Below are 22,423 nucleotides of genomic sequence, written 5' to 3'. Positions count from 1 at the left end.
TCTACCTTGCCCCCATCATGCCCGAACCTCGCACACCGCTTCCCTACCTTATCATCGATTTTGACAGCACATTTACCCAGGTAGAAGGCCTGGACGAGCTGGCCGATATTGCCCTTACCGGTCAGCCCAACCGGGAGGAAGTGGTGGGCGCCATCCGGGCCCTCACTGACCGGGGCATGAGCGGGGAGCTGAGCTTTTCGGAGTCCCTGAAGCAGCGGCTGGCGCTGCTGCCGGCCCGGCGCGAGCATATTGGTCTGCTGGTGGAGCGACTGAAAGGCAAGGTATCGGAAAGCATCCGGCGCAACCGCGGCTTCTTCGAGCAGTTTCCGGGGCGGGTGTACATCGTGAGCAGCGGCTTCCGGGAGTTTATCGAACCCGTTGTGGCCGAGTTTGGCATCGACGCAGCCCACGTGCTGGCCAACACTTTCACCTTCGACACCGATGGCCGCATTACGGGCTTCGACACCGAAAATGTGCTCAGCCGCGACGGGGGCAAGATCCTGCAGCTGCGCCAGCTCGACCTCAACGGCCCCGTGTACGCCCTCGGCGACGGGTACACCGACTACCAGATCCGGGAGGCGGGCCTGGCCGACCGGTTCTACGCCTTCACCGAAAACGTGCACCGGGCGTCCGTAGTAGCCCGCGCCGACGAGGTGCTGCCTTCCTTCGACGAATTTCTCTACCAGAACAAGCTTCCGATGACCCTCTCGTACCCCAAAAACCGCATCCGCGTCCTGCTCCTCGAAAACCCCGATCCGCGCGCCGCCGAGCTGTTCCGCCAGGAAGGCTACCAGGTGGACACCGTGCCCGGCGGCCTCGACGAAGAAGAACTGATTCAGCAGATTGAAGGGGTAAGCATTCTGGGTATCCGCTCCAAAACCCAGGTAACGCAGCGCGTACTCGACGCCGCCAACCGCCTCATCAGCATCGGCGCGTTCTGCATCGGCACCAACCAGATTGACCTGGCAGGCTGCATGAAAAAGGGCGTGGCCGTGTTCAACGCCCCCTTCTCAAACACCCGCTCGGTGGTAGAGCTGGCCCTGGGCGAAATCATCATGCTGGCCCGCCGCATCCCCGAGAAGAACCCCAAGATGCACCAGGGGACGTGGGACAAGTCGGCTGGGGGCTCGTTTGAAATCCGGGGCAAGAAGCTGGGCATCATCGGCTACGGCAACATCGGCTCCCAGCTCTCGGTGGTGGCCGAGGCCGTAGGCATGCAGGTACTCTACTACGACGTGGCCGAAAAGCTGCAGCTGGGCAACGCCGTGAAAGTGCGCACCCTGCAGGAGCTGCTTCAGCAGGCCGACATCGTGACCCTGCACGTGGACGGCCGCCCGACCAATACCAACCTCATTGGGGCCGCCGAGCTGGCCTTGATGAAGCCCGGCGCCCTGCTGCTCAACAACAGCCGCGGCCACGTGGTGGACGTGCCGGCCTTGGCCGCCGTGCTCCGCTCGGGCCACCTGGGCGGGGCGGCCGTGGATGTATTTCCCTATGAGCCCAAAACCAACCAGGAAAGCTTCGAGAGCGAGCTGCGCGGCCTGCCCAACGTGCTGCTCACGCCCCACATCGGCGGCAGCACGGCTGAGGCTCAGCGCAACATTGCCGAGTTTGTGCCGGAACGTATCATGCAATATGTGAATACCGGCAACACCCAGCAGAGCGTTAATTTTCCCAACATCCAGCTGCCCGAGCAGCAGGCCCACCGCCTCATCCACATTCACCACAACGTGCCCGGCGTGCTGGCCCGCATCAACAACGTACTGGCTCAGCACCATGTCAACATCCTCGGCCAGTACCTGAAAACCAACGAGCACATCGGCTACGTCATCACCGACATCGACAAGGAATACGAGCAAGAGGTTATCGGCGAGCTGCGCAAAGTAGAGCACACCATCAAGTTCCGGGTGCTGTACTAGACCTCCTCCAGCGGGCCTCAAAATCTTATGAAAGCCTTGCCGATTATAGGACTTCTAGGTCTTGCGCTGGTGGCAGCAACTGTCGTCTGGCTGCTGCAGAAACCTCCGTCTGTGGCCTTTGATACTACGGCTGAACAGCTTTATCAACGCCATGTGCTTACCGCAGCCGGGCGCGATGAGCTGCTGCGCCGTATGCGCCTGGGCTTGCTGAAGTATGAGCGGACCGACCCCATTCAGCAGACCACGCAGGAGCATCACGTAACCAACCAAGCCACTATCCTGGCTTTCTGCGCCGAGGCTTTTCAGGCAGAATTCAGCTACCGAACTCTCCCCTCGGAAACCGATGACAGGGAGATGAACGAGTACCTCAGTGACATTTACATTGCCGGCCAAGCCCTTGCTCCTCCTGATAGCGCGACTGAAGCCAAACAACAAGCGGCCCTAGACCAGCAGGCAAAGGAGTTGGCCCGCTTCAACGGCGACACCGCCGCCTTACTGCGCTGGCAGTATGAGCAGCTTCCGGCCCGCCTAAAAATAGAAGATGCTGTTCCCACAGAAGATTCTGTGCTCTTGCAAGGCTGGACTATCTATCCGCCGCTGGGCGGTGGGCCTGGTACGCAGCATTGGATTAGTGAGCGGCGCAGCGTATTCGGCAAAACCCGCACCCGCACGGCCGACGACTTGCTGGCGCTACAGCTAATAACAACAGCCGTTCACCAGCAGATTCGGCAACAATTGCAGCAAGGCGAGTTGCAAACAGAAGCGCAGGTATGTCAAACCGCTGCCGAACTGATGCAGCGCCGGGCTACATATGCCCAAGACCAAATCCGGCAAGGGCACTGGCTCGACCAGTTGGAGAAAACAGGGCAGCTGAGTCCGGCGCAACGACAGCAACTCAACCGGGATACTCGCCCTTATGAGTTAAAAAGCCCGTTTGAAATCGTGGGATACTGCAAGCAGGGCCGCATACTCGACCTGCGGAATCTACCAAGGGCGCCCCAGAAGCTGTATCCAGCATTGTTTGCGCATGTGCAGAGCTTGCTACCGGATTTCCAGTACAATGACTTGCAGGTGACAACTCAGGCGCACAATGATGGCACCGATCTACTGCGGCAAGAAACAACCCTTCGCTTTCAGGCCCACGGAAGGCACTACGAAAACACTTTCTTGCAAAGCTACCGGCGCAAGGATGGTACAGAGCCTGCTGCTCCCACAGGCGCAGAGGTGGGCGAAGCTTTTCACTATAGCATCAACCAGTGGCTGGCAGACCAAAACTCGCCTTTGCGTCTCTACTTAGCCCACACACCCGACGCTCAATCGGTGTACGGCAATGAGCGACTGGGTCTATTGATTATGACTGCGCAGCAACGTGAGCTATGGGGCACCGGCAGCTATTTCCTATCCCAGGAATCACACGACAACCGCTATAATTCAGCCAGCGTTGAGAAACTGCTGGATTGGTACACCACCTTGGGCCTGTTCTCCCATTTATCTGCGGCCGAAAAGACCCAGGGCCGCCAAGCCGCCTTGAGCGGGCTCCAGACCAGTGTGGCTGAAGTCTTGCTCAGTTATCCGAAAGTTATATATGCATTCGATTGGGAGTCAGCAAATCCGCCTTATCCTTACGCGGCGCATACCCAGGCTTTAGCTGCTATCTCCCGCGGCCTATTCGTACCGACTGCTATACAGGATGGCTTCGGCACCAAGTTTCCGACTCAACCGACCATTCCCTATAGCTTTTGGTTGAATGGACACTTTTACCGAACCAAGCTTACGGTGCATTCTGATTGGTTGGATAGCAAATTTATTGATCTGATAAATCACGCTTTAAGTGCGCAGAAGCAGGCGGGAAAGTTCTACCCTTGCCTGGATGGCGAAGGGTATATATTTCTGACTCCTGCGCAACATACGCTATTGCTTCAGCGCCAACCTGAGCTGTTTAAAACTCCTCATGAACAGACGGAAGAACTACCTTTCTAAAAATTTATCTAGCCCTACATAAATGCTTTCACTAATCCCTAACGTTAAGGCGCATATTTGCTATACTATTATCTACCGCCGATGATTCGCCTTCTTTACAGAAGAAGCACATGCTCTTTACCGAGCAAAGTATACTTTATATGTATATGATACCCATCACCCTGCTTCTCAGCCTGCCTCTACTGGCTTCCAAGCCACACTACGCGGCCTTACCCGCGTGGGCGCAGACCCAGTGGCAGCAGCAAAAGCTTGATCAAACGTTCAGCCGCAGCAACTACCTGCACACTGCCTTGCTGCAGGCTGACTTCAACGGGGACGGAAAAGTAGATGTGGCCATACCCGTAGTCCGGCGCGTTACCGGCAGCCAGGGCGTTATTATCTTCCACCAGGGACAGGCCGCGCCGTTCATGATTGGTACTACCAGCAACCCGACTGATGAGCTTCCAAAAGGAAGCTTAGCTTGGGCTACTCAGTGGAAGATTTTCACCAAGCGGAAGACGTACGAGGTGTATCTAGACAAGCAGGAAACCCTGCGGGAACGTCCTGTTACCTTGCGCTACTCGGCCATTGAATTTTCGGATGGCGAGAAAGGCGGCATTCTGTACTGGACGGGCACCCATTACCGGTGGCTGTACCAAAGCTGCTAAAGCCGCTCCCGCACCTGGGTCAGGATTCGTTCCATCTCGTTGCGCACGGCCGTGTCGTCGCCGGGGATGTTGTTGTTCAGGAAGCTGAAGGCCAGCACGCGACCTTTGCGGGTGCGCAGGTAGCCCGTCAGGTTGTGGATGTTGGTGAGGGTGCCGGTTTTGCCCCAGAGCCAGAGGCCGCGCGGGTCGCGGTAGCGGCGGCGCAGGGTGCCCTGGCGCCCGCCGGCGGCCAGCAGGTCGAACAGGCGCTTTTCGGGTACTTCGCGGTGCAGCTTCAGGAGCAGGGCGGTGAGGGTGCGGGGTGTAGTCAGGTTCAGGCGCGACAGCCCGGAGCCATCCACCCAGCGCAGCGTATCGGGCAAATCCGTGAGGAGCTGGCGCTGCACCTGCCGGATGACGCGTTCCGTGCTCAGGGAATCGGCACCCAGCTGCGTGGAGCACATCAGCAGCAGCTGTTCAGCCAGAAAGTTGTCGGACACCCGCAGCATGCGCCGGTACAAGGAATCCGCGCGTAGACCGTTTATGGTTTGCATATCGGCCCCAACAAAACCCGGCTGCCAGGGCAGCTGCCCCACATTTTTGCGTAGGGTATCCTGCAGCAGCGAGGACAGCAGGCCGGTGCTGGTCCGGAAAGGTGTTTCGTCAATCCAGCTTTTCTGGCTGGGCAGCACGAAAAAGCGGTTTTCCAGTACGGCCCGCCGCACATGATCGGAGGTGCTGTGGTACTGGGCCGGGGCCGGCTCCACGCTGGCCGTAAACACGGCTGGCAGCACCCGCGGCTGACTTTGGCCAGCGCGGGCGTAGAAGCGCACGGTGTTGCCGTAGATCGGAAAAGGGCCGCGCTCCGGCTGGTAGTAGTAATTGTAGTCGTCCCAGCTCCAGCCCGGCCCGAAGGTATCCACGCACGGAATGGGCATGTAGAACAGCTTTTCGGGGCGGCTTTGCAGAAACCGGAAGGCCCGACCGGAGGGCACGTCGCCGTGCAGCAGGGTAGGGTCGCCGGTGCCCCAGAAGATCAGGGAGTCGTGGCGCACCACGTAGCGCAGGCTGGGCAGGGAGTCGGGCAGCAGGTGCAGGCCCGCATAGAAGCTGAACAGCTTCATGGTGCTGGCTGGCACGAAGTAGTCTTCTTCGTTGAGCTGGTACACCCGCTCACCCGTGGCTACGTCTACCAAGCTCATGCCCACGTGGTGCTGCTGTAGTACCGGTGAGCGGCTGATAAGCTTATGCAGCCAGTGCGGCCCGCGCCGCAAAGCCACTTCGGCCTCGGCGTTTTCGTCACCGGAAGCGTTAGCCGGGCCACAAGTGAAGACAAGTGCAAACAGGAGAAGCAGATACAGGCGGCCCATGGCAGAGTGCGCCCGTTTATAAGCTTAGGCGCTGGCTGTTTGTGCATTCAGCACGCCTAATTAAAGCTTTACTTTAATAAAATGTCAAGTATTGATTTCGCAATACTAGTTATTATATCTGTATATCAATTAGTTAAGTATTAAAATAATTTTTCAAAAATACAGAAAGATCAGTTGATATGGTCACAGAAGCGTCATATGAAGTCAAGCTACTCTGCTCTCGGTAGCTACCGTAACCGTTTCTAGAACAGGGTAGAGACGCATACTTGCGTCTGCTTATCTGCACCGGCTGCTGTTCAACAAGGAGACGCAAGTATGCGTCTCTACAACCTCAATACACTGGTTCCAGAATTTGTCATAGAACCCCACTCCCCTACCCTGCTGCTATAGCATCTGTGGGGCGTATTGGTCGAGGCTGACAGGTCAACCTTTTCCCGCCGTGCCGGGTAAACCAAGTAGCAACGTTCAGCAGATGACATTCTAGGAAAGCAGGTAATACTGTCATTCCCCGTCGTCTGCTTACCCTGGCCCTACACGTTACCTCAATACCAACGCCCTTCTTCTCCATGGCCCTCACCAACGAACTATTGAATACCGTCCTGCGCCACGCCGGGCAGGAAGTGTCGCGCAAGGAGTTTCTGAGCTTGGCCGGGCGCGGGCTGGCCGTGGGCGTGGCGGCTACCACGCTGGCCAGCTGCCAGTCGGGCACCCCGGATGCCAAGGCGGCCGACGCCACGCCGACCACAGGCACACCGGCCTCGGAAGTAGAAGCTACCACCTATACCGCGCCGGGCGGGCAGAAAGTACCGTCGTCGGAGGCCGTGTCGCCGCCGGCCAAGGTGCCGGCCGATGCCAGCAAGCCGATTGAGCTGGAAGCGTGGAAATCGGATGTGGACCCCAAATCGGGACCCGTGCCAACGCCGCTGCCGCCGGATAAGCGAGTGGGCTATGCCTTGGTGGGTCTGGGGCATCTTACCCTGGAAGAGTTGCTGCCGGCTTTTGGAGAGTGCAAGAAGTCGAAGCCGGTGGCGCTGGTGAGCGGCTCGCCCGAGAAGCTGAAGAAGGTTGCCGCGCAGTACGGTATCAAGCCCGAGAGCTGCTACAGCTACCAGGACTACGAAAAGCTGAAGGACAACCCCGAGGTGCACGCCATCTACATTGTGCTGCCCAACTCCCTGCACGCCGAGTACGTGATTCGGGGCGCCAAAACCGGCAAGCACATCCTCTGCGAAAAGCCCATGGCCAACTCGGCCCGGGAGTGCGAATTGATGATTGACGCCTGCAAAAAGGCCAACGTGAAGCTGATGGTGGCTTACCGCATTCAGTATGAGCCCTACAACCGGCAGGTGCGCCAGATGATTCGGGATGCCAAGTTTGGGAAGGTGAAATACATCCAGACCCAAAACAGCCAAAGCTCAGCCAATCCCGACCACTGGCGCCACAAGAAAGCCCTGGCTGGGGGCGGCGCCCTGCCCGACATTGGGCTGTACTGCCTGAATACCTCCCGCTTTGTGCTGGGCACCGAGCCCACCGAGGTGTTTGCCTACAGCCACAGCACGCCCGGCAACCCGCTGTTCAAAGAAGTAGAGGAAATGATGAGCTGGCAGATGCGCTTCCCCGACGGCGTCATCGTCAACTGCATCACCCACTACAACACCCACGACTCGCGGTTCTACCGCGTGAATGCCGAGCGCGGCTGGCTGCACCTCGACAACGCCTACGCCTATCAGGGCCAGCGCCTGCAAACCTCCCACGCCGAGGGCAAGGTCAAAATACAGAACCAGATTACCCTACCCACCAAAAACCAGTTTGCGGCCGAAATGGACCACTTTTCGGAGTGCATCCTGGAAAACAAGCAGCCCCACACGCCCGGGGAGGAAGGCCTGCAGGACCACCGCATCATGGAAGCCATTTACCAGTCGGCGCGGGAAGGACGGCCGGTGAAGCTCACCGCCGTGAAAGGCCCGGATGCCTTCCGCGGCCCTGAGCCTAAGGAGGCGTAGCCGAAGGGGCGGTTAAACCTTTAAAGCGTCATGCTTGGACTTCGCTCAGCATGATGGTCGTTTGGACTCTGGCGCTTTTCCTCTCAAGCTCTTACACTAGATTTCTGAACGGTGTATCAGGAATGTAGAGACGCATATTTGCGTCTTCCTGTTGAACAACAGCTGTTGCAGAAGAGGAGACGCAAATACGCGTCTCTACATTCTTCGATGAACTGCTACAGCACGGGTTACACTGCGCTAAACTCGCGTCGGCGAGGATAGCTGTTGTTTTTTACTTAGAGCGTGTTTGGGAATTTATGAAAACGTCGTTTCTGTCATGCTGAGCCTGCCGAAGCATCTCTACCGCTTCGTTGAAAAAGCCCCAAACGAAGCGGTAGAGATGCTTCGGCAGGCTCAGCATGACGTTCTTTTCAAATTCCCAAACACGCTCTTATAGTATACTTCGCCATTGCATTCGTAATAGAATCTATACCTGCCCTTTTGGTTAGCAACATCCAAATAGGTTTTGTCCTTAATTTTGACTACAGTATCACCGGCCTGAATCCTTCTCCCATGTTTACCAAAGATTAAATACCATCCGCTGATATCAGTATATACGACTCTTTCTTTAGAAATAACATTATATCCAACTAGCCTAAAGTCTCGGCTGAACTCCGGAGTTTCAGCTACAATCATATTTATCGAGGTATATTTAAAACTATCAACAAGAGAGTTGCAATCTACATTGCAGGAAGTTAACACAAGGAATACAAAAAAGATATTTTTCATCATAACTCAATTAAAATTATCAATGAAATATTACCGAAAATAAACCAATTTATTGTTTATTCTTAATCAATTCTTACTTTTCTCTTCTACCACCTCAATCTCGCCTTGCCAAAAGCAAGCGACAATATGTTCCATATAAGGATCAACCGCTGTCGTATTCAAACACCATTGCCAATCCACAATATCTTCATTAGAAGGCATGACTAACTTTTTGCCATTCCCGAATTCAAGTGTCAAATTATATAGATCATCCAGCTGTATATCTATAACTATAGCGGTTTCGTGAACGGTGTAGCTGCTTTTACACAAGATACGTACCGCGTTGTATGCAAGCCTATTCTTTGGATTTGCGCCAGCGCGTGGCGCAGGCGCTGGCCGAGCCGGGTGCCCGGCAGGCGCAGGTGGCGGCCCGCTTTTGCGTGAGCCTGGCCTTCGTGGGCAAACTGCTGCGTCGGCAGCGGCACACCGGTTCGCTGGCGGCGCTGCCCGGCCGGGGCGGGCCGCCGCGGTGCCTGGACGCGACGGCGCAGGCCTGGCTGGTGGCGCAGGTCGGGCGCCAGTCGGACGCGACGCTGGCCGAGTTGCGCGACGCGCTAGCGGCCGACACGGGGCAGCGGGTGAGTGTGGGCGTCATCTGGCGCGTGCTGGACGAGCACGGGCTACGCCGCAAAAAAAGCCTGCACGCCACCGAGCGTGACACGCAACGCGTGCACGAACTGCGGCGCCAGTAGGTGGAAACAGTGAGCGCGCGCGGCGACGTGCACCGGTTTTACTTTCTGGACGAGACCGGTCTGCGCCTAGATTACACGCGGCGTTACGCGCGGGCCGTGGGCGGCCGGCGCGCGGGCGGGGCCGTGCCGCTGCGGCGCGGTAAGAGCCTGACGCTGATCGGGGCGCTGGGCGTGCGCGGGCTCAAAGCCGTGCAGGTGCTGGATGGAGCGTTAGACCAGCGCAGATTCGCCTTCTACATCAGCCAAGTGCTGGGTCCGCAACTGCGCCGCGGCGACGTGCTGGTGCTCGACAACCTGCCGGTGCATAAGCTCGGCGGCTTGCAAGAGGAACTGGCCCGGCGCGGCGTCGAGGTGCTGTTTTTGCCGCCCTACTCGCCCGACTTTGCCCCCGTTGAGCAGGCCTGGAGCAAGCTCAAAACCAAGCTCCGTCAGGCCCAAGCCCGTACCCGCCAGGCGCTGGAGCAAGCGTTGCAAACCGCCATCGACTGGATTACCAGCCGCGACGCCAAAGCCTGGTTTAACCACTGCGGCTACCACGTACACCGTTCATGATTCCGCTATATATTGCCGCATACATGCAGATACTACAGCACATTTACTAACGTTTTCCTTGTCAATAGCCTTTTGAAATGGCTCATAGTTGCTTTGCAGCCATTGATTCAACACCAATTCATCATCTGATATAATATTTTGAGTAACAAGATAGTAATCTCCAAAACACAAACTCCAGTTGTCTCCAATACTAAACCATGAGATAAAATTATTGCAAAGGGCTTCTTTCAGTATCTCTAATGCTTTCATGCTTCATACAAAGAGTCATTTACGACAGGCTGTTGAATCGCCAGCACCGTTGCTCCCCACTGTAATACTACCAAAGAAACCCAGCCTACGCAACCACGCTGCCTAGGCTCTCCTCCACCAAACTCCACCCCGTATAGCCCGCCACCCAACTCTTTACCGTACCTTTGGCTCCCGTTATGCCAGACCGAAATACCACTCTCCCGGCTGCAACGGCCAAATTCATTTTCGTAACGGGCGGGGTGACCTCGTCGCTGGGCAAAGGCATCATCTCGGCCTCCCTGGCCAAGCTGCTGCAAGCCCGCGGCTTCCGCGTCACCATCCAGAAGTTCGACCCCTACATCAACATCGACCCCGGCACGCTCAACCCCTACGAACACGGGGAATGCTACGTGACCGACGACGGGGCCGAAACCGACCTCGACCTGGGCCACTACGAGCGGTTCCTGAACACGCCCACCTCCCAGGCCAACAACGTGACCACCGGCCGCATCTACGACACTGTGATTCGGCGGGAGCGGGAAGGCGCGTTTCTGGGCAAAACGGTGCAGGTAGTGCCCCACATCACCGACGAAATCAAGCGCCGGATGCTGCTTCTGGGCCAGGATAACCGGTTCGACGTGGTGATTACCGAAATCGGGGGCTGCATCGGCGACATCGAGAGCCTGCCCTTCGTGGAGGCCGTGCGCCAGCTGCGCTGGGAGCTGCCGCCCAACGATTCGCTCGTAATTCACCTCACCTTGCTGCCTTACCTGAAGGCGGCCGGGGAGCTGAAAACCAAGCCCACCCAGCACTCGGTGCGTGACCTGCGCGAGGCCGGCCTCCAGCCCGACATCCTGGTGTGCCGCTCCGAGTACCCCATTCCGCCCGACATGCGCCGCAAGATTGCGCTGTTCTGCAACGTCAAAATCAACTCCGTCATCGAAAGCCTCGATGCCGACTCCATCTACTCGGTGCCGCTCCTGATGCTGAAGGAGCAGCTCGATGAGCGGGTTATCAAGAAACTGAAGCTGACCGGTGGGGCCGTGCATCCCGACCTCGAAGCGTGGAAGGACTTCCTGGGCCGCCTGAAAAACCCTACTGAGGAAGTCACCATTGCTCTGGTAGGCAAGTACGTGGAGCTGCCCGATGCTTACAAGAGCATCAACGAGGCCTTTGTGCACGCCGGCGCCCACAACGAGTGCAAAGTGACGGTGCGCAGCATCCAGAGCGACCATATCAACCCCGACAACATTGCCCAGCTGCTGCACGGTGTGGACGGGGTACTGGTGGCCCCCGGCTTTGGGGAGCGGGGCTTCGAGGGCAAGATTGAGGCGGTGCGCTACGTGCGCGAAAACCAGATTCCCTTCTTCGGCATTTGCCTGGGCATGCAGGTAGCGGTGGTGGAGTACGGCCGCCACGTGCTGAACCTGCCCGGCGCCAACTCCACTGAAATGGACGCGCAGACGCCCAACCCCGTCATTGCCATGATGGAGGAGCAGAAAAACGTAACCCAGAAAGGCGGAACCATGCGCCTGGGCGCCTACGACTGCGAGCTGCGCAAGGGCTCAAAGGCGGCCAAAGCCTACGCCCGCAACCACATCAGCGAGCGGCACCGCCACCGCTACGAGTTCAACAACGCCTACCTGGAGCAGTACGAAGCCGCCGGCATGGTGGCCTCGGGCCGCAACCCCGAAACCGGCCTGGTAGAGGTAATTGAGCTAACGAACCACCCCTGGTTTGTGGCCGGCCAGTTTCACCCCGAACTGAAAAGCACTGTGCAGAACCCCCACCCGCTGTTCGTGCGCTTCGTGAAAGCCGCCATCCAGCACCGGAAAGTCTGAGTTAATGTGCTAATGTGTTGGAATGTGCTGATGTGCTAATGAATGATGTGAAAAACGGGTCATTGCGAGCGAAGCGAAGCAATCCGTCCTGAGCAACTTACCGAACACTCTTCTACCAGAAAGCCCTTATTCGTGTGTAACGAGTAAGGGCTTTTCACGTCTCAGGGTTCAGCACGGTGTTCAGGACGGATTGACGCCGCTTTATACGCGGAATGTCCTTCGTCCTCGCAATGACAGGCGGCGGGCTTTTCACCTTTCAGGGCTTGTTACATTGCCCAGGACGGATTGCTTCGCTACGCTCGCAATGACACATATCCCCTTTAGCACATTACCCACATTTCAACACATTAGCACATTCCCTAAAATATTCGGCCGACAACTACGACCTTTGCGGAAGATTCGCCGGGCTTTGGTCGGGCGGGCCCAGCTACTTTTTTGCCTTACCCTCTTCCTGATGGATAGAAATTCAGCAACCGGCGCCTTTTTGATTGCGGCCGTGTTCATCGTGTACCTGTTTTTCTTTAAGCCGACGCCGCCCGACGAAAAACCCGCTGCCACTCCTGCTGCCACGGCCAAAGCGGCCGCTGCGCCTGCCCCCGCTCCGCTCGACTCGGCCGCTGCCGCCCGCAAGCTGGGCGCCTTTGCCGCCGCTGCGGCCACGGATACCGCCGCCAGCCAGACGCAGCTGCAAAACGACAACCTCACCGTCACCTTCAGCTCGAAAGGCGGACGCGTGCAGGCCGTGCGGCTGAACAAGTATAAAACCTTCTTCGGACAGCCGCTCGATCTGCTGGATGCCCGCAGTTCCTCGCTCGACGCCAGCTTCCGCACCCTCGACGGCAAAACCGTAAAGCTTTCGGACCTGAACTTCCAGCCCTCGGCCGCACAGGCTTTCACGGAGGGCAAAAAGCAGGGCCAGCGCCTCACCTTCACGGCCCAGGTGGCCGGCGGCCAGATTGAGCAGGTGTATTCCCTGCCCCAGGATTCGTACGAGGTAGGCTATGATCTGCGCTTTGTAAACCTGCAGAACGCCGTGGCCCAGCAGCCGCTCACGTTCACTTTCCTGGACAATGTGCGCCAGACCGAGCAGGATGCCAAGCAGAACCGCAACCACGCCACCATCAACCACTACCTGGCCTCCGACGACCACGGCGCGCTAAGCGAAGCCTCCGAAAGCCCGGAGGAGCTGGTAGTAAACGAGCCCGTGAAGTGGGCTGCCCACAAGCACGACTTCTTCGTGGCCGGCCTCATTGCCGACGGCACGCCATTCTCGACCGGCAAGTTTGCCTCTACGGTGAACCTGGCCGACTCAACCTACCTCAAAACCCTGACCTCCACGCTCACCCTGCCCATTGCCGATGTGCAGAACGGCAAGGCGCACTTCCGCTACTTCTTCGGCCCCAACTCCTTTAGCCTGCTGAAGGAAGTGACCCCTGATTTCGACCGCAACGTGTACCTGGGCTGGGGCTTGTTCCGCTGGGTAAACCGCTTTGTGGTGCTGCCGGTGTTTCATCTGCTGGAGCAGTTCATTTCTTCCTACGGCGTCATCATTGCCATTCTGGTGGTGCTCATCAAGCTCGTGACCTGGCCGCTGACGTACAAAACCTACGAAAGCCAGGCCCGCATGAAAGTGCTCAAGCCGGAAATCGACGAAATCAAGGAGAAGTACCCCGACGACCAGATGAAGCAGCAGTCGGAGACGATGAAGGTGTACCAGTCGGTGGGCGTGTCGCCGCTGAGCGGGTGCGTGCCCATGCTGCTCACGATTCCGATTCTGTTTGCCATGTTTCAGTTCTTCCCCAACGCCATTGAGCTGCGCCAGCAGCCTTTCCTGTGGGCACGGGACCTGAGCACCTACGACGACCTGATCAAGCTGCCGTTCGAAGTACCCTTCCTGGGCCGCCATCTCAGCCTGTTCACCTTGCTGATGACGGTTTCGACCCTGGCCATGACCTACCAGAGCAACCAGACGAACACGGCCATGCAGGGGCCTATGAAGTTCTATAGCTACCTGATGCCGGTCATCTTCCTGTTTGTGCTGAACAGCTTCTCGGCCGGTCTCACGTGGTACTACCTGGTATCGAACGTGGTGACGCTGGCCCAGCAGGCCATTACCCGCCGCTTCGTGGACGACAAAAAAATCCGCGCCCAGCTCGACGCCAACAAAGTCAAGAACAAGGACAAGAAGCCCGGCGGCTTCCAGGCCCGCCTGGCCGAGGCCATGAAGTCGGCGCAGGAAAAGGATTCGGAGGCCCGCAAGCCCACCCGCCGCAAATAACCGGCTGACCCTTTACCCGAAACGCCTTTTTGCCCGCGCAGAAAGGCGTTTCGCTTTTTACACTCATCATGAAGTGGTTTGCGAAAATGCGGTAGGGTGCGGGACTTGTCCCCGCCCGTCGTTGCACGAGTACGCTCGAACGGCGAGGCCGACGGGCGGGGACAAGCCCCGCACCCTACTTGATGACGGGTACAATACAGTCATGCTTCGGCTCGGCTTGTAGCAAAAGGTCGTTTTTTTCCGACTCAAACCGTTGCCTGCGCTACTTTTACCGGCAGGTCAAAACTCCGGTCTGGTTTTTGGCAACTGCGCCGACGTATCTTCCTTCCGCTTCTCTATGCGCCTTCTTGCTTTCTCCCTGCTGACTTTCCTGCTAAGCGGCGCCTGCGCCCAGCGCAGCACCACTGCCGCCCAATCGAACCTTACGGCGCAGGGTACGGCGGCTGAGGCTACCGCCGCGCCGCAAGCCAAGGGGCCGGCGCTTATCTTCCGCAAAACGCCCTGCTTCGGCACCTGCCCGGCCTATACGGCCACCATCTATGCCGATGGCCGCGTGGAGTACGAGGGCCAAAGCAATGTGCCGCTCACCGGCACGCACCAGTTGCGTCTCCCGGCCGATACTGTGGACTACATCCGCCGCGAGGCCGACCGTATCGGGTTTGCCAAGCTGCGGCCCGTATACACGGCCAACATCAGTGACGTACCCTCTACCTACCTGACCATGCCCCAGCCCGATGGCACGATGAAGGAAGTGCGGGTGGACGTGGATGCCCCCGCCGAGCTGACGAAGCTGCTGGAATACATTCACCAGCAGATAAAAAGCGTTGCGGTAGCCAAGAAGTAAGTCTTCGGCCTTCAGCAAGGAAGCCCCGCTGCCAGGTTGGCAGCGGGGCTTTTTCAGTTGAGGCTAACTTAATCTGCTCTTTACTCCTTGCGCACGCGCTCCAGCACCAGTTGGTTCATGGGGTTGGGCGTGAGGCCCTGGACGTTGTTCTGGGTAAGGCGCACCACTTCGTCGTAGTACAGGGCAATAACGGGGCTTTCCTCCACGATAATGCGGTCCATCTGCTGGTAAAGCGCGTAGCGCTTTTGCACGTTCTGCTCGCGGTTGGCCTGCTCGTAGAGCTGGTCGTAGCGGGCGTTGCGGAAGCTGGGTTTTATTGGGGCCGGCCGGGGCGAAGTTCTTGCTGTAAAACAAAGCCAGGTAGTTTTCGGCGTCGGGGTAGTCGCCCAGCCAGCTACGGGTGAAGAAGGCGGCGCGGCCGTTGTCTACCAGCTCGCCGTGGGCCGCGCCCTGGTTTACATCAATGTCGACTTCCACTCCCACTTCGGCCCACTTCTTCTGGTAGTACTCGCAGAACTCCTTGGTTTCAGCCACGGTGTTCAGGCGCAGGCGCAAGGGTTTGCCAGGGCCGTAGCCGGCGGCGGCCAGCAGCTGCCGCGCCTTCTGGGGCTGGTAGGTGTAGCCCGGCACCAGCTGCTGACTGAACGAAGGCAGCGAAGCTGGCACAAAGCCCGAGGAGCCCGGCTTGCCCACGTTGTTGAGAAAATAGGCCAGAAACTCGGGCTTGTTGAGGGCGTAATTCAGCGCCTGACGCACCCGCTTGTCGCGCAGGGCGGGGTTGGCGGCCTCCCCGCGCAGGTTGGCGGGGTCCTGCTGAATGCCGATGTACTCGGTGTTCAGATAAGGTACTTTCTGCAGCCGGAACTTGCCCCGGAAGTCTTCCCGGATGGTGCCGTCGGGGTACATAATCAGGTCGCGGGAGCCGCTGCGGATGCCGCTCAGGAAATCCAGCTTCCCCTGCATGAAGGTGAGGAACTCGGTTTTGCGGTCCTGGATAAAGCTGATCTGCACCGCGTCCAGGTACGGCAGCCGCTGGCCCTGGGCATCCTTTTTCCAGTACGTAGGGTTGCGGTGGTAGATGATGGCGTTGCCCTCGTCCCACTCCCTGAACTGAAACGGCCCGGTGCCTACCGGATGCTCCCGAAAGTCCTTGCCCCACTTCTGCACGGCCTCGCGCGGTACCACGTAGGCGTAAGGCATCGTCAGAATGCCCAGAAACGGAATGAATGGCTCCTTGAGGTGAATGCGCAGCATCGAGTCGTTTACGGCTACGAAAGCCGTGTCGCGCGGCTCGCCCTGGGCATCTTCAATCACCTTGCCCCGAAAAATCCAGCCCCCGGAGCTGGCCGTAGTTTTGTCGAGCAGCCGCTGGAAGCTGTACACGAAATCCGGAGCCGTAACGTGCCTTCCCTTGCCGCCCGCAAACACCTCTGAATCGTGAAAATACACGTCGGGTCGCAGCCAGAAGGTGTAGGTTTTGCCATCGGGCGAAATGGTGTAGCGCCGGGCCACCGAGGGGCCGGGCTTGAGGGAGTCGTCGAGCTCCACGAGGCCATTGTAGAGCTGTGTCACAGCCCAGGTATTGGCCTGGTTGCGGGCAAAGGCCGGGTCCAGCGAGGTCAGGCTTTCGGGCTGATTGTAGCGAAACACGCGGCGGCTGTCGGTGGGCTGCGCCGGCCCGGTGCAGGAAGCCAGGGCAGCAAGTAGCACGAACACAGAACCGGTAGCCGGGCGCAAAGTCGAAAGCATGGGAAAGGCGGAATCACGTATATTTGTAGCAAAGGTACCCGGTCTGGCCGATGCACTGCGCACCCGGTTTGCCTCTTTCCCCTTCGTATGCAGCTTACCTATTTCGGGCACTCGTGCTTTCTGCTGGAAACCGGCGGCAGCCGCCTGCTCTTCGACCCGTTTATTCGTCCGAACCCGCTGGCCAAAGACGTGGACGTAGACGCCATTGAGGCCGACTACCTGCTGCTCAGCCACGGGCACGGCGACCATGTGGCCGACGCAGAGGAAATCGGCAAGCGCACCGGCGCGGCCCTCATCGGCATGTTTGAGCTAGCCAACTGGTTTGGAGCCCGGGGCCTAAACGCCCGCTACGGCATGAACCTCGGCGGCACGCTGCGCTTGCCCTTCGGCACGGTGAAGATGGTGCCGGCCCTGCACTCCAACTCCCTGCCCGATGGCTCCTACGGCGGTCCGGCTGTGGGCTTCGTGGTAGAGTCGGAAGGCAAAACCCTGTACTTTGCCGGCGACACGGCCCTGAGCTACGAAATGAAGACGCTGGCCGAGCAGCACGCCATCGACGTGGCCCTGCTGCCCATCGGTGACCTGTTCACGATGGGCATCGACGACGCGCTGACGGCTGCCCGCTGGGCTGGCGCCCCGCGCGTGGTGGGCATGCACTACGACACCTTCCCGCCAATAGCCCTCAACCACGAAGAAGCCCAGGCCAAAGCCCAGCGCGCCGGCAAGGAGCTGCTGCTGCTGAAGATTGGCGAAACCATTACCATATGAGTTGCCCGTTGTCAGTTGCCCGTTGTCCGTATAGTACCCTAAACGGCAGCCTGCACCCACTGACAACCGGCAACTGACAACTCACGACTGACGAACATGGGAAAAATCATTGCGGTAGCCAATCAGAAGGGCGGGGTGGGCAAAACCACTTCTTCGATCAACCTCGCGGCCTCCCTGGCGGCGCTGGAGTATCGGACCCTGCTCGTGGATGCCGATCCGCAGGCCAACGCCACCTCCGGCGTGGGCTTCGACCCGAAGGATATCCAGAATAGCATCTACGAGTGCATGGTGGACGGCATCAATGCCCAGGACATTATCCTGCAAACCAACGTGCTGCCCCACCTCGACCTCATGCCCTCCCACATCGATCTGGTGGGCGCCGAGGTGGAAATGATTAACCTGCCCAACCGGGAAGAGAAGATGAAAGACGCGCTGCGGCCCCTGGCCGATCAGTACGACTTCATCATCATCGACTGCTCGCCTTCCCTGGGCCTCATCACGGTGAATGCCCTCACAGCCGCGCACTCCGTCATTATTCCGGTGCAGTGCGAGTACTTTGCCCTCGAAGGCTTGGGCAAGCTGCTGAATACCGTCAAAATTATTCAGAGCCGCCTAAACGAGGAGTTGGAGATTGAGGGCATCCTGCTCACGATGTACGATGTGCGCCTGCGCCTCTCCAACCAAGTGGTGGAGGAAGTAAAGCTGCACTTCCAGCAGCTGGTGTTCGATACCATCATTCCGCGCAACGTGAAGCTGTCGGAGTCGCCCAGCTTTGGTATTCCCGTTATTCTGCACGACGCCGAGAGCAAAGGCTCCATCAGCTACCTGAATCTGGCCCGCGAAATCGTGGAAAAGAACTCGGTGGACGCTACGCCAGAAGCTGCCGAGGACAGCGCGGCGTAACTATACTATATAGCGCCCCGGCTCTGGCCGGGGCTTTTTTATGGTTGAGCTTGTGGCCGAATTTTTCCGGCAGCCGCTCACCAAAAAATGTATTTACCGCTCCCATTAGCCCTTTACCGGTTCCTATCCGTAGGATGCTCACCAGTTTCTACCCGTAAGAATTGGGCTGACTAACTGATAAGCAGTAAATTCAGGTCTTCGACGGGAGCTTTTCCGGCCCATCATCTCAAACGTTTCCTTGCTGTGCGTTCTTTAGTACTCTGTTCACTGGTAGCCGGGCTTTGTGTGGTCGACGCGGCGGTAGCAACGGCCGGCGGTGCGCTGGTGGTTTCGGCAGCGCCCGCGCAGGGTGCCGGCACGGGCCTCACGGCCAGCTACTTCAACAATGGCACGCTGGCCGGCTCACCCGCCATGCGCCGCATCGATAAAACCCTGGATTTCCGCTGGGGCATGAACCCGCCGGCCCCGAACATTCCGGCCGATTACTTTTCGATTCGCTGGGAAGGGCTGCTGGCCGCGCCCACCACGGGCACTTACCGCTTTGTGGCCGTGACGACCGATGAGGTGCGCCTGTGGGTGAACGGTCGCAAAGTGCTGGACACCTGGGGCGGCCGCAAAGCCGACAGCGGGGACGGCTTCATTCAGCTGGCAGCCAACGAAAAGACCACGTTCAAGCTGGAATTTGCGGCAGGCGAAGGCGACGCTAAGTTTCAGCTCCAGTGGATGCCGCCCGGCCGCGCGCCCCAGGTTATTCCGACCGGCAATCTGTACCCCAACGGCTCTACCCTGATGCCTGACCCGGAGCCCGGCACGGCCCCGGCGGTAGCCGCCGCAGCTCCAGCGCCGGCCCCGGCCGCCCCGGTCAAGAAAAAGGAAAAGGTAGAGCGCAAGCCCCCGGCGCCCAAAGCGCCCGTGGTAGCGGCGGCTAAACCCGCTCCGGCCCCCGCCAAACCTGCCCCGGAGCCTGCCAAGCCGGTAGCCAAAGCCGAGAAGCCAGTTGCCAAAGCGGAGAAACCGGTTGCCAAAGCCGAAAAGCCCGCTAAGGTTACCCCGCCCCCACCGCCACCCCTGGAGCCGGCCATCTATATTCTGACCTCGCGCACCACGGGCCGACCGCTGGAGGTGGATGACCCTAGCCGCCCTAACATGCGCGCCTACCAGCCGCTGCCCGTGGGCACGGCCGTGGAGCCCAGCACCACGCCGCAGTGGCGCATCGAGAGTCTGAACAATGGCTTCTACCGCCTGATGGTACCCGGCAACAGCCGCGTGCTGGAAGTGCTGGGCAGCTCTACGTCCAACGGTACGCCCATGAATCTGTGGCCTTACTATAGCGGCAACAACCAGATCTGGCGCATCGAGCCTGTGGACAGCGGCTATTATAAAATCATTGCCAAGCACAGCAACAAGGCCCTCACTGCCCGCGACTCTACCGACAGCGGCGTGCAGCAGTGGCGCTACCGCGAAAATGAAAACCAGCACTGGAAGCTGCAGAAAGTAACGCCGCCTAAGACGGACTTTTCGCGCTTAGCAGTAAACCGACCGGGTATCGGCACCAACAACATGAGCATCTACCCCAACCCCAGCAATGGGGTGGCTCAGCTCACTTACACGCTCAAGGAAGAAACGCCCGTAGGCTGGGTGCTTTACAGCCAGCAGGGCGCCGTAGTGCGCGTGTCGGACTACCGGCGCCGGCCAGTCGGGCCCCAGCTTCAGACGCTGGAGTTTACTGATCTGCCCCCCGGCGACTATTCCTTGCACCTCACCGTAGGCACCTCCACCACGCGCCATCAGCTGTCGATCCGGCAGCCCAGCACTACCGCCACCGGGGCCAGCGCCACCGAATAGGCTCAATTCAGCTTTAGGTTTACGTTCCTGCCGGGCCGCATTATCGGGTGATAGTGCGGCCCGGCTTTTTTGCGCCAGCGCCTCCCTAGCTGCCTTAGAGGGTGTTTGGGAATTCAGGCTCGATTAAGGGCCATGGTGATGTTGGCCAGCAAGAGCCAGGCGGCGTGGCTAGCAGGGGTGAATTCGTAATCAACGACTACGCGGCGAAAACAGGCCAGCCAGGCGAAGGTACGCTCCACGACCCAACGCCGGGCCAGCGGCACGAAACCGCGCTGCGTGGGCGGGCGGCTGCTGATTTGCTGAGCCACCCCCAAGCTCAGCAGGTGGCGGGTGAAGCGCCCACGGTAGGCCGCATCGGTGAGCACCAGCTGAAGGCGCCGCGCCCACCAGGGGCGGTGGGGCAGCAAAGCCAGCGCGCTGGTGCTGTCATGGCGGTGGGCCGCGTGCACGTGCGCGGCCCAGATGCGCCCGCCCGAATCAACCAGTAGCTGACGTTTGCGGCCATTGACGAGTTTATGCGCGTCCAGGCCGCGGTGTTCGTAGATACGCGGAGCCAGCTTGACGCTTTGGCTGTCGATGCAAGCCAGCGCCGGGGTAGGTTCGCGGCCGTGTGCCACCCGGTCCAGGGCGTTGACGACCGTGTTGAGTTGCTGCCACAGGCCCAGACGCTGCCAGCGGTAGAAATAGTAGTACACCGCCGTCCAGGGTGGGAACTGCGGGGGTAGCGCCCGCCACTGACAGCCGGTGCGACACACGTAAAGCAACGCATCGAAGACGTGACGCAAACACAGGCGTCGGCGCCGTTGCACAGGCAGCAGCAACTCGATAACTTGCCATTGCGAGTCAGTAAGGGGTTGATAGCCGTCAACCATAAGCCGGAAGGAGCCTAGGAACTCCCCCGGCAACTTACTGACTCGCTTTTATTTACTCCCTACCCAATTCCCAAACACCCTCTTAGGCAGGGTGCTTTCAGCCGACGTCAACAAAATTTCCTGACCTTCCCCGGCGTTTATGTATTTTTGAATCCTGCTTTTGCCCGAAGTTGGGCGAAAGCGCATTGCAGGTATGTCAGAGAAACCCGAAGAGAAGTCGACGCCGGCAGCGGCCCCGAAGCGTAAAATTGGTGGGCTGGGCCGGGGCCTGAATGCCCTGATTGAAGGCAGCTACGAGAAAAAGAGCGAGCGGCTGGTGTCGCACCCCGTCAACTCGGTGGGGCTGATTCCGGTGGGCCAGATCCAGGCCAACCCCTATCAGCCGCGCACTCACTTCGACCAGGATGCCCTGCAGGAGCTGGCCGAAAGCATCAAGGTGCAAGGCATCATTCAGCCCGTAACGGTGCGCCAGACGGGCACCAACGCCTATCAGCTCATCAGTGGGGAGCGGCGCCTGCAGGCCTCCAAGCTGGCCGGTCTGGATGCCATTCCGGCTTACATCCGCAAGGCCGACGACCAGCAGATGCTGGAAATGGCCCTGATTGAGAACATTCAGCGCGAAAACCTCAACGCCATTGAAATTGCCCTCAGCTACCAGCGCCTAGTGAGCGAGTGCAACCTCAAGCAGGAAGAGCTGGGCGACCGGGTAGGCAAAAACCGCTCGACGGTGACCAACTACCTGCGCCTGCTCAAGCTCCCGCCCGATATTCAGATTGGCCTGCGCGACGCGGTTATATCCATGGGCCATGCCCGGGCGCTTATCAGTATTGATGACACCGAGCAACAATTGGCCTTGTTCCGCCGCATCGTAGCCGAGGAGTTGTCGGTGCGCCGGGTAGAGCAACTAGTGCGCAACGGGGGCAGCACGGCCAAGCCAGGCACGCCCGAGGCCCAGCCTACGGAGGAGCAAAGCCTGCACATACCGGTGGCCGAGTTACGCCGCACGGAGCGGCACTTGTCGGAGCGGTTTGGCTCCCGCGTGATGGTGAAGCCGGGGCCACAGGGGCGGGGTGAAATCAAAATTGCTTTCGACTCGGTAGAAGACATGCAGCGTATTCTGCACATTCTGCAACCAGCATAACTTCC

Annotated in this window: 17 protein-coding genes; 13 read left to right on the top strand and 4 right to left on the bottom strand. The window is 59.0% G+C overall.

Going from position 1 to position 22,423, the window contains the following annotated elements; genetic code table 11:
* Positions 1–17 precede the first annotated feature (17 nt).
* The 3 genes from serA to LRS06_RS14995 all read left to right on the top strand — a co-directional run bounded on the left by serA (position 18) and on the right by LRS06_RS14995 (position 4,546).
* The gene (serA, locus tag LRS06_RS15005) at positions 18–1,919 is read left to right on the top strand and encodes a phosphoglycerate dehydrogenase (RefSeq protein WP_257872211.1); all 1,902 of its coding nucleotides are present in this window, start codon (positions 18–20) and stop codon (positions 1,917–1,919) included.
* Between the two features lie 27 nt (positions 1,920–1,946).
* Entirely contained in the window at positions 1,947–3,899 is a 1,953-nt protein-coding gene (locus LRS06_RS15000) for a hypothetical protein (protein ID WP_257872210.1), read from the top strand.
* 146 nt (positions 3,900–4,045) lie between these two features.
* Positions 4,046–4,546, top strand: a complete 501-nt coding sequence (locus tag LRS06_RS14995; RefSeq protein WP_257872209.1) for a hypothetical protein — start codon at positions 4,046–4,048, stop codon at positions 4,544–4,546.
* On the opposite strand, the gene LRS06_RS14990 is transcribed toward LRS06_RS14995, so the two are convergent.
* Positions 4,543–5,895 (bottom strand): D-alanyl-D-alanine carboxypeptidase/D-alanyl-D-alanine-endopeptidase, encoded by a 1,353-nt coding sequence (locus LRS06_RS14990; RefSeq protein WP_257872208.1) that lies wholly within the window; start codon positions 5,893–5,895, stop codon positions 4,543–4,545. The two genes, LRS06_RS14995 and LRS06_RS14990, sit on opposite strands and share 4 nt — an antisense overlap.
* A gap of 566 nt (positions 5,896–6,461) precedes the next feature.
* Here LRS06_RS14990 and LRS06_RS14985 point away from each other — a divergent pair.
* The 3 genes from LRS06_RS14985 to LRS06_RS14975 all read left to right on the top strand — a co-directional run bounded on the left by LRS06_RS14985 (position 6,462) and on the right by LRS06_RS14975 (position 9,949).
* Positions 6,462–7,898 (top strand): Gfo/Idh/MocA family oxidoreductase, encoded by a 1,437-nt coding sequence (locus LRS06_RS14985; protein ID WP_257872207.1) that lies wholly within the window; start codon positions 6,462–6,464, stop codon positions 7,896–7,898.
* A gap of 1,094 nt (positions 7,899–8,992) precedes the next feature.
* Positions 8,993–9,397, top strand: coding sequence for a transposase (locus LRS06_RS14980; protein ID WP_257872206.1), 405 nt, complete (start codon positions 8,993–8,995; stop codon positions 9,395–9,397).
* The gene (locus LRS06_RS14975) at positions 9,398–9,949 is read left to right on the top strand and encodes an IS630 family transposase (protein WP_257872205.1); all 552 of its coding nucleotides are present in this window, start codon (positions 9,398–9,400) and stop codon (positions 9,947–9,949) included.
* Here the strand turns inward: LRS06_RS14975 and LRS06_RS14970 are convergent.
* On the bottom strand, positions 9,944–10,198 hold the full coding sequence (locus LRS06_RS14970) for a hypothetical protein (RefSeq protein WP_257872204.1): 255 nt from the start codon (positions 10,196–10,198) through the stop codon (positions 9,944–9,946). The genes LRS06_RS14975 and LRS06_RS14970 overlap by 6 nt on opposite strands.
* Before the next feature lie 176 nt (positions 10,199–10,374).
* Here LRS06_RS14970 and LRS06_RS14965 point away from each other — a divergent pair, with 176 nt between their 5' ends.
* The 3 genes from LRS06_RS14965 (at position 10,375) to LRS06_RS14955 (ending at position 15,140) form a co-directional block, all read left to right on the top strand.
* Positions 10,375–12,018: a CTP synthase gene (locus LRS06_RS14965; protein WP_257872203.1), complete on the top strand. Its 1,644-nt coding sequence runs from the start codon at positions 10,375–10,377 to the stop codon at positions 12,016–12,018.
* Between the two features lie 454 nt (positions 12,019–12,472).
* Positions 12,473–14,296: a membrane protein insertase YidC gene (yidC, locus tag LRS06_RS14960; protein ID WP_257872202.1), complete on the top strand. Its 1,824-nt coding sequence runs from the start codon at positions 12,473–12,475 to the stop codon at positions 14,294–14,296.
* 337 nt (positions 14,297–14,633) lie between these two features.
* A complete protein-coding gene (locus LRS06_RS14955; RefSeq protein ID WP_257872201.1) occupies positions 14,634–15,140 on the top strand; it encodes a DUF6438 domain-containing protein in 507 nt (168 codons plus the stop codon).
* Positions 15,141–15,203: 63 nt separating this feature from the next.
* On the opposite strand, the gene LRS06_RS14950 is transcribed toward LRS06_RS14955, so the two are convergent.
* On the bottom strand, positions 15,204–16,889 hold the full coding sequence (locus LRS06_RS14950; RefSeq protein WP_257872200.1) for an ABC transporter substrate-binding protein: 1,686 nt from the start codon (positions 16,887–16,889) through the stop codon (positions 15,204–15,206).
* An 87-nt stretch (positions 16,890–16,976) separates the two neighbouring features.
* Between LRS06_RS14950 and LRS06_RS14945 the strand changes: the two genes are divergently transcribed.
* From LRS06_RS14945 to LRS06_RS14935, 3 genes are all read left to right on the top strand, one after another.
* A complete protein-coding gene (locus LRS06_RS14945; RefSeq protein WP_257872199.1) occupies positions 16,977–17,657 on the top strand; it encodes a metal-dependent hydrolase in 681 nt (226 codons plus the stop codon).
* Positions 17,658–17,753: 96 nt separating this feature from the next.
* Positions 17,754–18,560 carry a ParA family protein gene (locus tag LRS06_RS14940; protein WP_196956364.1) on the top strand — a complete coding sequence of 269 codons (807 nt, stop codon included), beginning with the start codon at positions 17,754–17,756 and terminating at the stop codon, positions 18,558–18,560.
* A 243-nt stretch (positions 18,561–18,803) separates the two neighbouring features.
* Positions 18,804–20,405: a PA14 domain-containing protein gene (locus LRS06_RS14935; protein WP_257872198.1), complete on the top strand. Its 1,602-nt coding sequence runs from the start codon at positions 18,804–18,806 to the stop codon at positions 20,403–20,405.
* A 113-nt stretch (positions 20,406–20,518) separates the two neighbouring features.
* Here LRS06_RS14935 and LRS06_RS14930 read toward each other — a convergent pair whose 3' ends face one another.
* Positions 20,519–21,277 (bottom strand): IS5 family transposase, encoded by a 759-nt coding sequence (locus tag LRS06_RS14930; protein WP_257870962.1) that lies wholly within the window; start codon positions 21,275–21,277, stop codon positions 20,519–20,521.
* Between the two features lie 193 nt (positions 21,278–21,470).
* Between LRS06_RS14930 and LRS06_RS14925 the strand changes: the two genes are divergently transcribed.
* Entirely contained in the window at positions 21,471–22,418 is a 948-nt protein-coding gene (locus LRS06_RS14925) for a ParB/RepB/Spo0J family partition protein (protein WP_196956366.1), read from the top strand.
* Positions 22,419–22,423: the final 5 nt, after the last annotated feature.

It is taken from the genome of Hymenobacter sp. J193 (assembly GCF_024700075.1).
Taxonomy (GTDB): domain Bacteria; phylum Bacteroidota; class Bacteroidia; order Cytophagales; family Hymenobacteraceae; genus Hymenobacter.
This window is presented reverse-complemented; position numbering and strand designations above follow the sequence as displayed.